Here is a 12271-nt window from a genome sequence, read left to right as displayed (position 1 = left end):
GGTCATCACCGTCGCCGGCCTCGGGGCCGCGGCAGTGCTCGTTCGTCACCAGAGGGCCGATGACGCATGCCCGCGCGCTTTCAGCACGACCCGGGTCACCGGGGGCACGACGACTACCGCAGTGCCGACTCGTCCAGGCAGATGGCCAGGACGGCGCTGCGGCCGATGAGAGACGACGACTGTCAGGTGACCGCCGGGCTGCACCACCAGTACCTGTCGGTGGGCCTGTTCCCGCAGCTGGGTGCCGGCTTCCTGCGGCGGTGGCATCGCACCTTCGTGGCGGTGCCCCATGGCCGCGGGGTCGTCGCGGTCGACGACCTGGGCCAGGTCGTGGGCTTCGCCCTCGTGGCGACCCGGGCCGACCGGTACGTCGAGGAGGTGCTGCGGACCGGCCGGTGGCGGCTGGGGGCTGCGGGCGTCGCGGCCCTGCTCCGGCGGCCGGTGGTAGCGATGTTGTTCGCGCGTACCCGTGGCCGTCGCTACGCCCGCCGGCTGCTGCGCCGGCGCCCTCGACCGACCGGACGCGGTCACGGCGCCCCGCCGGCCGCGCCGTCTGCTGCTACCGCGGCTGGTCCTCGAGGCGGCGGCGGTGGTCAGGGGGAGCCGGTCGGTCCCGCCCGGTCGGCCGTGGTCTACGCCCTGGTCACCGTTCCGGCTGTGCGCGGTCGAGGGGTCGGGCGCGAGCTGCTCGAGGCCGCGGTCGAGGCGGCCCGGCAGGAGGGGGCCACCGAGGTGTGCTTGCTGACCCGTGACGCCATCGCGCAGGCCCGCCCGGCGCCGGGGCTGCGGGGGCAGGCGTCAGACCGGGAGCGTGCGGGGGCGGCCGGCTTCTACGACCGGCTGGGATGGCAGCGGGCCCGGGAGGTCGAGCGCGACGGTGCCGCGCTGATCGAGTACCGCTTACCTCTGCGGTAGCCCCAGGGGTGGCTCTGAGGTGGTCCGGGTGGCTCGGGGGAGGGGGGGCTCGGGGGTGCTTCTACGGGCCGCGATCTGGCGGCATGTCTCCGTCGAGGGCAGGCCCGCGTCCTGCCCGCCACGCGGTGTGGCGAGCAGGACGCGGGCCGAGGGCCGACCTGCCGTGAAGTCCCGGGTGCTGCGGGGGCGGTCAGCGAGGGGGCTGGTTGACGAGCTCGGTCATCGTGGTGATTTCGGCCTCCTGGCCCTCGATGATCTCGGTCGCCAGCTGCTTGACCTGCGGGTCGGCGCCGTTCTCGAGCTCGGTGCGGGCCATCTCGACCGCACCGGTGTGGTGCTCGATCATCATCGACAGCCACATCTGGTCGAACTCGCGGCCCGAGGCGGCCTCCAGAGTGGTCATGTCCTCCTCGTCCATCATCCCGCTCATCGACCCCGAGCCGTGGTCCATGCCCTCCATCGCGCTCATGTCGGCCGAGGGTGCGGGCTCACCGAGGCTCTCGAGCAGCTGGGCCATCTCCTCCATCTCCGGGCCCTGGGCCTGCTCGATCTGGGTGGCCAGGTCCAGCACGGCCTGGTTGTCGGTGCGGCCCTGCGCCAGCGCCGCCATCTCGGTCGCCTGGGCGTGGTGGGGGTACATCATCTGCAGGAACATCACGTCGGCGGCCTCGCCGGTCGGGGTGTCCTGGCTGTGCTCGTTGTCGCCCCCCTCGGTGGCCGAGGAGCTGCTGGTGGGGCTGGAGGTGCTGCCTGAACCCATGTCCATGCCGGGCATCGGGGCGTCGTCGTCGCCGCAACCGGCCAGGACCAGGGCGCTGGTCAGGGCGAGGGCGGGCATCACGGTGCGGATCTTCACGAAGTTCTCCTTGCGGCTGTGTGCTGCGGGGTAGATGCACGCGAAGCACGTGGTGCTCACGCGTGATGACAGGGCCCGGAGCGCGTCGGGGTCGACGGCTCCGGTGACCTGTCACACCCGCAGCAGGGACAGCTGCGCCAAGGACAGATGACTCCAGGGTGGGACGCCCAGCACCGCCCGCGCCGGTGGGCGGAGCCCTTGCTCGCTGCGCCGGACGTCGAGGTCCAGCACCGGCAGCCGGTGACGGCGCCGGCCCCACGCAGCAGCACCGGCCAGCAGCAACCCGCCGACGACCGCCAAGCACAGGTGCCCCAACGACATCGCGTGGTCCGCGCCCTGGCAGTGCACGCAGTCATGACCGGACGGGTCGGCCGGACCGCCGTGGCCGGCGTCCGGCGACACCTGAGCGGCGGCGACACCCGACGAGACGCCAGACGTGGACATCGACGTCGACCCGATGGTCTGGGTGACGGTCTCGGGGCCGGTCCGGGTGACGGTCTCGGTGACGGTTTGGGTGATGGCCGCAGGAGTAGCCGAGGTGGAGGCGGGGGAGCCGGCCAGGGACGTCGAGGAGGCCGGGGCCAGGCCGAGCACGGCATGCATGACGACCACGCCGGTCGCCAGCAGCATCACGGCCGCCCATTGCGCAGCGTCGGCCACCGTCGGGATGCGACGGTGCTCACCGCGACCGTGGACGACGGCGGCCTTACCGCGCCGCCCACTCCGGCTCGCGCGCCCGCGCGTGCTCCCACCCGGACCCCGGCTGCCGGCCCCACCAGCAGCTTGACCGGCGGGTGCCGGATGCGTCAGCGAGCCCGAGGGCCGCATCGTCGGCGTGCTCATCGGTGCAGGCCTCCTCTCGGGTCCGGTGGGGTGTCGATCGGGCCACCGGCGCGGGCGCCGGTGGCCTCGATGTGGGTTCGGGGCAGGTTCGGCTCAGGTGGTGGTGGTGCGCAACCGCAGGGCGTTGGTGATGACGCTGAAGGACGACAGGGCCATCGCGGCCGCGGCGAGGACGGGGGACAGCAGCAGACCGGTCGCGGGGTACAGCACGCCCGCGGCGATCGGGATGCCCGCGCCGTTGTAGACGAACGCGAAGACCAGGTTCTGGCGAATGTTGCGCATGGTCGCCCGCGACAGCCGGCGGGCGCGGACCAGGGCGGTCAGGTCGGCCTGCAGCAGGGTGACCCCGGCGCTCTCCAGGGCGACGTCGGTGCCGGTGCCCATCGCCACGCCCACGTCGGCCGCGGCCAGGGCGGGGGCGTCGTTGACGCCGTCACCGACCATCGCCACGACCCTCCCTCGGGCGCGGAGCTCGGCGACGACCTCGTGCTTGCGCTCGGGGGTGACCTCGGCCTCGAACCGGTCGATGCCGACCTGCCCGGCGACCGCGGCGGCGGTCGCGTGGGCGTCACCGGTGAGCATTACGACCTCGAGCCCGTCGGCGCGCAGCGCCGCCAGCGCCTCGGCGGTGGTCTGGCGGATCGGGTCGGCGATCGCCAGGACCGCGGCTGGGGCGCCGTCGACGGCGACCAGCACGCCGGTCGCCGCGCCGGCGCGGACCCGGTCGGCGTCGCCCTCCAGCGGAGAGGGGTCGACGTCGTGCTCGCGCAGGTGGGCGGCGCTGCCGACCAGCACGCGGTGGCCGTCGACGACCCCGGACACCCCACGCCCGGCGGGGGCGGCGAAGTCGCTGACCACTGGGCCTCCAGCGGTCCGCGCGTCGGGCTGGCTGTCGGCGGCGGTCACCACGGCGTGGGCCAGGGGGTGCTCGGAGGACCGCTCGAGCGCGGCGGCCAGCCGCAGCACCCGGGTGGGGTCGGCGCCCTCGACGGCGTGGATGTCGGTGAGCTCGGGGCGGCCCTGGGTCAGGGTGCCGGTCTTGTCGACCACGACGGTGTCGACCTTCTCCAGCCGCTCCATCGCTTGGGCGTCCTTGACCAGCACGCCGGCGCCGGCGGCGCGGCCGACGCCGACCATCACCGACATCGGCGTGGCCAGCCCCAGCGCGCACGGGCAGGCGATGATCAGCACGCTGACCGCGACGATCAAGGCGTGCGCCAGGGCGGGGTCGGGGCCGACCAGCGCCCACACCACGAAGGCGGCCACGGCCACGGCGATGACCACGGGCACGAAGACCGCGGCGACCTTGTCGACGGTCGCCTGGATCGGGGCGCGGGAGCGCTGCGCGGCCGAGACAAGGTCGACTACCCGGGCCAGGACAGTGTCGCCGCCGACAGCGCCAGCGCGTACCAGCAGCCCACCGCCGGAGGCCAGCGTCCCCCCGATCACCGGGTCACCGCCGGTCTTGGTCACCGGCATCGACTCGCCGGTGACCATCGACTCGTCGACGCTCGCGCGGCCGGACTCGACGGTCCCGTCGACCGGGACCTTCTCCCCGGGGCGCACCCGCACGAGGTCGCCCACGGCAATGTCGGCCAGGTCGACGTCGTGCTCGCTGCCGTCGGTCTCGACCCGGCGGGCGGTCGGCGGGGTCAGGTCCAGCAGGGCGCGCACCGCCCCGGAGGTGCGGTCGCGGGCCCGCAGCTCGAGCACCTGCCCCAGCAGCACCAGCGTCGCGATGACAGCGGCGGGCTCGAAGTAGACGTCGACCGTCCCGCCCATGCCGCGGAAAGCCGCCGGGAAGATCCCCGGCGCCAGGACCGCCACGACGCTGAAGGCCCACGCCACCCCGGTCCCCAGGGCGACCAACGTGAACATGTTCAGGTGCCGGCTGCGCACCGAGGCCACACCCCGCACGAAGAACGGCCACCCCGCCCACAGCACCACCGGGGTCGCCAGCACCAGCTGCACCCACACCGACACCGCCGGCGGTACGAAGTCGTGCACGACTGGAAACAGGTGGGCGCCCATCTCGAGGACCACCACCGGCACCGTCAGCACCACCGCGACCCACAGCCGCCGGGTGAAGTCGACCAGCTCCGGGCTCGGACCGTCCTCGGCAGTGACCGTCACCGGCTCCAACGCCATCCCGCAGATCGGGCACGCCCCCGGCCCCTGCTGGCGGACCTCGGGGTGCATCGGGCACGTGTGCTCGGCCGTCGTGCCGGTGGGGGCGTGGTCGCCATGAGAGCCGTCGGACGAGCCGTGGGCGGCGACGCGCGGGCCGTGACGCAGATGAACCATGCCCACCACAATACCCCCGGGGGGTACCCTATTCCCAGGTGGGAGGAGGTGGTCGCCTCGCCCGACGACCAGAACCCGACCAACTGCAGACGGGCGACGACCGGTCGGCTATGACCCCGGCGTGGCCGTGGCCGTGGCCGTGGGCGTGGGCGTGGGCACGGGCGAAGACATGGGCGCGGGCCGGCCTCGACGGGACGAGCCCGTGGGCACCGAACAGCGGCCGTCCTCGCACCCGGCCCCCTGAACCCCCGGCTGAGCCCCAGGCGAAGGATCGACCTGGCCGTCGACCGGTGCAGGGTCGTCGGCGTGAGCGGTCAGGGCGGTGGGGGCGCAGCAGGCGTCACCGCGCCAGGCCTCGCGGGCTTCCTTGAGGGCGACGGCGGCGATGACCAGGGCCGCGATCGGGTCGGCCCAGGTCCACCCGAGGGTGGAGTTGAGCAGCAGTCCGACCAGCAGGACCGCGGACAGGTAGGTGCACAGCAGCGTCTGCTTGGAGTCGACCACGGCTGAGGCTGAGCCGAGCTCGCGGCCGGTGCGGCGTTCGAACCAGGACAGGAACGGCATCACGGCGAGGCTGAGCGCGGCCAAGGCGATGCCGATGGTCGAGTGCTTGGGCTCGGCAGTGCCTAACAGGGTGCGGAGGGCGTCGACGGAGACGAACAGGGCCAGGCCGACGAAGGACACCGCGATCAACCGCATCGCGACCCGTTCGCGGGCCTGGGGGTCGGGGGCGGAGAACTGCCACGCCACTGCGGCGGCGGACAGCACCTCGACGACGGAGTCGAGCCCGAACGCGACCAGGGCGGTCGAGGACGCGTCGCGGCCGGCGGTGATGGCCACGACGGCCTCGACGACGTTCCAGGTGATCGTGATGGCCACGACCCAGCGGACCCGGCGGGTCAGCACCGCCCGCCGGGCACCGTTCAAGACCGGCGCCGCGGGGCGCGTCGGGGTGCTCATCGGGTCGCCGCTCCCTGGTCGGCCGGCGCGCCGGCGACACCAGCGGCACCGGCGGTACTGGCGAGGTGGGTGAGAGCGCCGGTGCCGGTCAGCGCGCCGAGCAGCGCGACCCCCGCTGGGGTGAGCTGATACATCACGAGCTTGCCGTCGCGCCGTGAGCTCGCGAGCCCGGCGGCGCGCAGCGCCCGGGCGTGGTGGGAGACCAGGTTGGTCGCCAGCCCGGTCACCCAGGCCAGGTCGCACCCGCACATGGCTCCGCCGGTCGCCAGGGCCGTTGCGACCCGCAGCCGGGTCGGGTCCGACAGCGCCTTGGCCCGCGCCGCGGCGTCGTCGAGGGCGCCCGGGGCCGGCACGGCCGCGCGGACCCGCTCGGCGTGCGGCAGGTCCAGGCACAGCAGGTCGCAGTCGTCGACTCTCTCCACGTCAGTAACTCTAACGTTCATTAGTTCGTTATGGTGAGCCGTCGCCATGACCGGTGACCGAGGGCTGCTGGAGGACATCTGATGAGCACTGCACCGGGCCGTGTGACGCCGCCCCGCCGACGTCGTCCCAGCAGGCTGTCGCGGGTCCTGACCCTGGCCGCCGGGGGATTCCTAGCGGTGGTCGCGGCGCTGGTGGTCCTCACGGTCGTCTCCGGCGGTGGCGGACCGACCCCGACCGCGCAGGCCGACGTGCCGCTGGTCCGCCAGGACAGTCACTACCTGTCCGACGCCGGGTCCGGAGCGCCGGTGCTGGTGGAGTTCCTGGACCTGGAGTGCGAGGCGTGCGCCGAGGTCTACCCCACCGTGGAAGAGCTGCGGGCGGAGTACGAGGGTCGCCTGAGCGTGGTCGCCCGGTACTTCCCGCTGCCCGGGCACCCCAACTCCGAGACCGCCGCGGTCGCCGTCGAGGCCGCCGCCGGCCAGGACGCCTTCGAGGTCATGTACCAGCGGCTGTACGAGACCCAGGAGGACTGGTCTCACCAGGAGGCCTCCCAAGCGAAAGTCTTCCGCGGCTACGCCGCCGACCTCGGGCTGGACCTGGCCGCCTACGACGCGGCCGTGGCCGATCCCGCCACCCTGCAGCGGGTCGGCCAGGACCTCACCGACGGCCAGGCCCTCGGCGTCCAGGGCACCCCGACGTTCTTCCTCGACGGCCAGCGCATCGAGCCGACCTCGCCCGACCACTTCCGCGAGCTTGTCGACCAGGCCCTCGCCGCAACCGACTGATCACGAGGTCCGCCACGCCGTCGGGGGAGGTGTCGTTGTGAGGAAGCGACAACCCGACCGCCTCACAACTAAACCGATGGTTTGAGGGACAGTCGCCGGGGGCGGGCGGCGAGAGCGCGACACGCTGATAGTGGACGTGCCAAAACCCGTGGCGGAAACCTCGGCGTGCCACAACCCGGTGGTCGGCCTTTCCGGCACAGTGGGGGAGTGCCTCACGCCCACGGATACGCCCGGGTCTCGACGACCTCGCAGGACGCTTCGCTCCAGCACGATGCGCTGACCGCTGCCGGCTGCGCCCGGCTGTGGACCGACGTCGCCTCCGGCTCCCGCGACGACCGGCCTCAGCTAGCCCAGCTCCTCGAGCGGCTGCTGCCCGGCGACACCCTCGTCGTCTGGCGTTTGGACCGGCTCGGCCGGTCCCTGCCGCACCTGCTCGCCACGGTCAACGAGCTCGAGGCCAGGGGAGTGGGCTTCCGGTCCCTGACCGAGTCCATCGACACCACCACCGCCGGCGGTCGGCTGGTGTTCTCGATCTTCGGGGCCCTGGCGGACTTCGAGCGTCAGCTCATCCGGGAGCGGACCATCGCCGGGCTCGAGGCCGCCCGCGCCCGCGGCCGCGTCGGCGGCCGCCCGACCGTCATGGGCCCCGAGCGGATCGAGGCGGCCCGGGCGCTGCTCGCCCAGCCGGGCGCCACCGTCACCGGCGTTGCCGCCCACCTCGGTGTCTCCCGCAACACCATCTACCGCAACGTCCTGGGCTCGCGGGCGACGGATGAGCAGGGGGTCGGCGGTGGCTCGTGATGAGGCGCCGGTCGGCGGGGCGGTCTTCGTGCTCGACCGTGACGGTGACCTCGACGTCTACGCCGATGCGGCGTATGCGGCTGGGTCGATGGAGTTCCTGATGGTCGAGGACGGCGAGTACGTGGCCGCCTATCGAGTCGACGGCGCGGTCCTGGCCATCGCGAGCGTGCGGAAGGAGGAGCGCGTGGTGCTCACCCTCACCGGTGAGGTCGACGCCGCCGCGCTGCAGGCGCTGGTCGACGACGCCGTGCGCCGGTCGCCCGCGGGCACCGCCACGGCAGGCGTCGTCACCCCGTTGGACTACGCCGAGGCCTGCTTCCTCCAGGAGTGGAACCGCCGATGGGTCCGGTGGCCTCACTGGTTGGACCGGTGGCTGCACGGCGCGGGCCCGTGGACGCGCGAGCAGCTACAGCTGGCGCGCCGCTGACGGCGACGCCCAGGTTCGCCGCATGGTCGGGACCTTCGATCGTCCAGCTCGCCCGCGAGGCCAACCGACTCTCGCGCCGCCACCGGGGCCGTCCGTATGACGCCCCTGAGTGAAAATTCAAACCGGACAGGGCTATCGGGACGCCCGCTGCCAAGCGACGCCTCGACGGGCCGCTGACCTGTGGCGTCACCGGTAGACGGTCGTCAAGTGAGACGGGTGCTACAGGTGGCAACACGGACGAGTGGTGTGTCGCTGCTGGGGGGCGCATCGTCGTCGGCCTGGCTATGGTCGCCGCCCCAGAGCGGGCAGCGTGGGCGCGGCCGCCATTAGTGGTGAGGTGACAGTGGGTACTAGCGGCGGCTCCATCAGCATGGAGTTCTTCTTTGTTCTCATTGCCATCTTCGCCGTCATTGCGGTTGTCATGTTCCTGCGCAGGAACAAGAAGTAATGCCCTGGGTGAAGGGCGGTAACTGGCGGCCCGCCAGCACCCGAGGTCAGATCATCATGTACGGGTCCTTCTTGGCCCTGTGCGCCGTTGTGGCGATCTGGCGCTTCGCCTAGCGACCAAGGTGACGCTGAGGCGGTAGTGAGGGTGCGGCCTTCATCACCGGGACGCTGACCGGACGACGATCGTCATCCGGCGCAGCTGGACCCCGACGCCTCCCGGCGTGGGCACGATGGGCCCGTGGCGGTCACGGCGGTAGTGCGCGAGTGGGACGAGGGCGAGGGCTGGGGCGTCCTCGACGCGCCCGAGACCCCCGGTGGGTGCTGGACGCACTGGTCGAGCATCGCCATCGACGGCTTCCGCAGCCTGCCGCCGGGCCAGGACGTCGAGCTCGAGTGGGAGCCGGCCGACCAGGACGGCTACAGCTACCGCGCGCTGCGGGCGTGGCCGACCGGCGTAGAACCGGTCGATCACGACGGCCCGGACCAGGACGGGGCCTGCAGCAGCACGCTGACGATCCGCTTCGACGACGACGCGAGCTGACCAGTCACAGGTCCATCCGCGGCCGTGTCCGGACGCCATCGTCAGCGGGACGCTGACCGGCCAGCGATGGGATCGCGGAGCGTGCCGGATGCCGATCCACAGCCGGAGCGGCATCTACGGGAAGGCGAGACCCGTCGCATCGGGGAATTGTTGGAAGGACGTTTTCTCGCTCAGAGGGGCGAGCTCCAACTCGCTGAGGCTGTCGTCGTCGACGAAGAGCAACAGCAGTGCGCCCGTGGCGCTGGCTTGTAGCACCACGCGGCTCTCCGAGAAGTCAGGCGTCAGACCGTCAGCGTTCGTGAGCCCGATGGACGGGCACGTCCCACATCCACAGGGGCGACCGGCGCGGGTACCGCTGACTTGCGCGAGCCAGCGGGACCGGTCGGCGTCCGTGACCGGGACGTCGTCGTCCCAGGGATTCGCGTTCTTGATCATGGCGACGAGGACAGCCTCTTCGCGCCGCGTCAGCGGCCGCGGGACTTCAACGCCCTCAGCTGTCTGCATGTCGGCATCCTCCCGCAGCGCGCAACCGCAACTTTGGTAGCGACCGGCCAGCGATCGTCAGCGGGGGCGGCTCGGAGCTGGCTGGATGCCGCCCGCAGTCGTTCAGCCGGTGCTGGACCAGGTGTCCGTCTGGACGTCAGCGGTGCCGCTCACCTCAGCCGCGAGGCGCTGCGCGAGCCGGTCGAGCTCGGCCTGGCGTTCCGCGGCCTGGGGAGGGCGGCGGTCGATCCATGGCTCGGGGTGCTTGTCCTCCCATCGGCGCTGCCAGCTTCTGAGGTCCTCGACGAGGTCGGCGGGGAGGCCGGGGAAGTGCGCCGGGGAGAGCAACCCCTGCCGGCCTGCACCCCTTGAACCCCACACCGGCCACTCCGCGCCGTAGTCGGGGAAGAGCCGGACCAGCAGACGCTCCGCCCTGTCGTCCTGCCTCATGCGTCGACGCTACGACCGCGAGGCACACCGGTTGAGGATCGCCTGCTGGCACGCTCCGCCGGGCCGATCGGTCAGCGGGGCACTCGTCGCAGGCACGCAGAGCCAGCGACGGCCGCTGCCACGCCGGCGAGAGCGACGGTTACGACCGCTGGCCAGAGACCCCTCACGGCCTCCGCCCTCTCCCCGGGGCTCGACTCGAACACCATGGGCAGCGCCATGACGGCTGCGAGGACCAGTAGTCCAACAGCGGCCAGCCACAGCCAGAGGGCGCCCCATGACCAACGGCTCGACGGGCCGCTCACGATCGCCATGCCGCGAAGTTAGGACGCCCGACCGCCGTCCCGCTCGGCATCCCGCACACGATGAGCTCGCGGAGCGTGTCGGATGACGATCCTCATCCGGTCAGTGGCGGCACCGGCGGGCGAGGCCATTGTGCGAACTGGCGCGCTGTCGCTCATTCGTGGGCTTGGCCTCTGAGCGCTCCTCACAGGGTGGCTGTCAGCCATAGATTCTGGCCATGAGTGACGACCCCAAGGCGGCCGGTGCGGAGGTGGACGGGATCCTCGCCGAGTTGGAGGGCATGGTCGCTGAGCACGGCGTGGCCGTGCGGATGGTGGCCGGGCCTCATCCCGCCAGCGACGAGGGGGCGCTGGCGTACACGGTCGGCCTCAGCCTCAAGGACCAACCGGAGCTGCTGTGCACCGGACTGCCCCCGGAGTCGGCCCACGCGTTGCTCGACCAGCTGGGACGCCGGGTCGTCCAGCAGGGACTCGTGCTCGAGGCCGGCCAGCACCTCGAGGCCGGCCACCCCGACGGCAGCGAGGGACTGCCCGTCGCCGTCATCCCCGTCCAGGACGCCAGTGACCTCGACGCCGTGCGGCAGCTGTACGGGAGCCGTTCCGTGCTCCAGGTCGTCTGGACCGACTCCACCGGCCGCTTCCCCTGGCACGAGGGCTACGCCAACCCCTCATCGCTCCAACAGCTACGAGGCCCCGTCGACGAAGACCTGCTCGCGCTGCCGTGCCCCGACGTGCCGCCGTCCCCAGCGGCCGCCGAGAACGAGGAGCTGGTCGTCACGACCCAAGCGGTCTTGGATGGAGCCGCCGTGACCGTCGTCTGGCACACCGCTGACGGCGGCTGGCAGCTCCTGGGCGGGGACGTCACCGACGACACGGTCCCTGCCGCAGTGCACCGGGAGGAGCTCGTCGAAGCCGACCACTCCCTTGCCGTCGCCCTCACCATCCCGGCGGGCAGCCGTGCCACTAGGGAGGGAGCGGGGCAGGACTGGGTCCAGTGGCCCCTCGGTAGCGCGTAGGCCGCTCCGATAGACGATCGTCAGCGGGACGCTGACCGGATGACGATCGCTGGCCGGTCAGCGAGTGTCCGCCGGAACGTCTCCGTCACCGGGCGTCGGTCGAGGCGGTAGCGAGGAAGCTGCGCACCTGGGCCGGGGTGCGCAGCAGGTGGACTCTCGCCTGGGGGGCGTGGGTGGCGATGGCGTCAAGCACGCGGGGGCGGCTGCGCCATCGCCAGGTAACGACCCACCACCAGAAGTCGGCCTGCTCGCGGGAGCGACGCGCGGCTCGCCAGGCGCAGCGGGCCAGGGACAGGTCGAGGACGAGGACGGTGTCGGCCCGGCAGAGTCGGGGCGCCGGGAGGTCGTGGGGCCCCAGGTCCCCGTCCATGACCCACCTATCACGACCGGCCAGGCGCTCTTGGACGGAGATCCACTCGTCGCCGGGCAGCGGCCGGACGCCATCGCTCCAAAAGTGCTGGTCGAGCTCGACGACGGGGAGGCCGGTGCTTTCGGCCAGAGCCCGCGCCATGGTGGACTTCCCCGCCGCTCCGCGGCCGAAGATCAGCACCCGCTCCACCGGTGCGAGGCTACGGCGCGGTCAGGACCCCGGGGCCCGAGCGGTTGCTCGGACGCCGCGCCGCTTTCGGGACGCGCCGGCGAGGGGCTACGCGACCAGCGAGCGGAAGGAAGCCAAGGGGCTTGCTGCGGATGTCACGTTCTTATCCCTAGGGTGTGCCTA

14 protein-coding genes are annotated in these 12271 nt (G+C 72.5%); 6 read left to right on the top strand and 8 right to left on the bottom strand.

Translation table 11 applies throughout. The annotated features are described in order from the left end of the window. The first annotated feature begins 186 nt into the window (after positions 1–186). Positions 187–915 carry a GNAT family N-acetyltransferase gene (locus tag EDC03_RS00825; protein ID WP_158674153.1) on the top strand — a complete coding sequence of 243 codons (729 nt, stop codon included), beginning with the start codon at positions 187–189 and terminating at the stop codon, positions 913–915. A 190-nt stretch (positions 916–1105) separates the two neighbouring features. Here the strand turns inward: EDC03_RS00825 and EDC03_RS00820 are convergent, their stop codons facing one another. The 5 genes from EDC03_RS00820 to EDC03_RS00800 all read right to left on the bottom strand — a co-directional run bounded on the left by EDC03_RS00820 (position 1106) and on the right by EDC03_RS00800 (position 6300). Further along, on the bottom strand, positions 1106–1831 hold the full coding sequence (locus EDC03_RS00820; protein ID WP_199719822.1) for a DUF305 domain-containing protein: 726 nt from the start codon (positions 1829–1831) through the stop codon (positions 1106–1108). Positions 1832–1882: 51 nt separating this feature from the next. Then, positions 1883–2431, bottom strand: coding sequence for a hypothetical protein (locus tag EDC03_RS00815; protein ID WP_123378316.1), 549 nt, complete (start codon positions 2429–2431; stop codon positions 1883–1885). Positions 2432–2707: 276 nt separating this feature from the next. Further along, positions 2708–4918: a copper-transporting P-type ATPase gene (locus EDC03_RS00810; RefSeq protein WP_123378315.1), complete on the bottom strand. Its 2211-nt coding sequence runs from the start codon at positions 4916–4918 to the stop codon at positions 2708–2710. A gap of 108 nt (positions 4919–5026) precedes the next feature. Further along, complete coding sequence (locus EDC03_RS00805; protein ID WP_199719821.1) at positions 5027–5878, bottom strand: cation efflux transmembrane domain-containing protein; 852 nt, start codon at positions 5876–5878, stop codon at positions 5027–5029. Then, complete coding sequence (locus tag EDC03_RS00800; protein WP_199719820.1) at positions 5875–6300, bottom strand: ArsR/SmtB family transcription factor; 426 nt, start codon at positions 6298–6300, stop codon at positions 5875–5877. The genes EDC03_RS00805 and EDC03_RS00800 overlap by 4 nt, the downstream gene beginning before the upstream one ends. A gap of 81 nt (positions 6301–6381) precedes the next feature. On the opposite strand from EDC03_RS00800, the gene EDC03_RS00795 reads away from it, so the two are divergent. From EDC03_RS00795 to EDC03_RS00780, 4 genes are all read left to right on the top strand, one after another. Next, the gene (locus EDC03_RS00795) at positions 6382–7086 is read left to right on the top strand and encodes a DsbA family protein (RefSeq protein WP_123378313.1); all 705 of its coding nucleotides are present in this window, start codon (positions 6382–6384) and stop codon (positions 7084–7086) included. A 207-nt stretch (positions 7087–7293) separates the two neighbouring features. Further along, a complete protein-coding gene (locus tag EDC03_RS00790) occupies positions 7294–7887 on the top strand; it encodes a recombinase family protein (protein WP_123378312.1) in 594 nt (197 codons plus the stop codon). Then, positions 7877–8314, top strand: coding sequence for a hypothetical protein (locus tag EDC03_RS00785; RefSeq protein WP_148057971.1), 438 nt, complete (start codon positions 7877–7879; stop codon positions 8312–8314). The genes EDC03_RS00790 and EDC03_RS00785 overlap by 11 nt, the downstream gene beginning before the upstream one ends. Before the next feature lie 685 nt (positions 8315–8999). Continuing rightward, positions 9000–9302: a S1 domain-containing protein gene (locus EDC03_RS00780; RefSeq protein WP_123378310.1), complete on the top strand. Its 303-nt coding sequence runs from the start codon at positions 9000–9002 to the stop codon at positions 9300–9302. A gap of 114 nt (positions 9303–9416) precedes the next feature. Here EDC03_RS00780 and EDC03_RS00775 read toward each other — a convergent pair whose 3' ends face one another. Further along, positions 9417–9806 (bottom strand): hypothetical protein, encoded by a 390-nt coding sequence (locus EDC03_RS00775; RefSeq protein WP_123378309.1) that lies wholly within the window; start codon positions 9804–9806, stop codon positions 9417–9419. A 102-nt stretch (positions 9807–9908) separates the two neighbouring features. Continuing rightward, the gene (locus tag EDC03_RS00770; protein ID WP_123378308.1) at positions 9909–10235 is read right to left on the bottom strand and encodes a hypothetical protein; all 327 of its coding nucleotides are present in this window, start codon (positions 10233–10235) and stop codon (positions 9909–9911) included. A gap of 517 nt (positions 10236–10752) precedes the next feature. On the opposite strand from EDC03_RS00770, the gene EDC03_RS00765 reads away from it, so the two are divergent. Then, positions 10753–11550: a DUF4262 domain-containing protein gene (locus tag EDC03_RS00765; RefSeq protein ID WP_123378307.1), complete on the top strand. Its 798-nt coding sequence runs from the start codon at positions 10753–10755 to the stop codon at positions 11548–11550. Between the two features lie 85 nt (positions 11551–11635). Here the strand turns inward: EDC03_RS00765 and EDC03_RS00760 are convergent, their stop codons facing one another. Then, positions 11636–12109: an isopentenyl transferase family protein gene (locus EDC03_RS00760; protein WP_148057970.1), complete on the bottom strand. Its 474-nt coding sequence runs from the start codon at positions 12107–12109 to the stop codon at positions 11636–11638. Positions 12110–12271: the final 162 nt, after the last annotated feature.

The sequence above is a fragment of the Pseudokineococcus lusitanus genome, assembly GCF_003751265.1.
Classification (GTDB): Bacteria; Actinomycetota; Actinomycetes; order Actinomycetales; family Quadrisphaeraceae; genus Pseudokineococcus; species Pseudokineococcus lusitanus.
The sequence above is the reverse complement of the archived record's forward strand: the minus strand, read 5'-3'. Positions and strand labels throughout refer to the sequence as shown.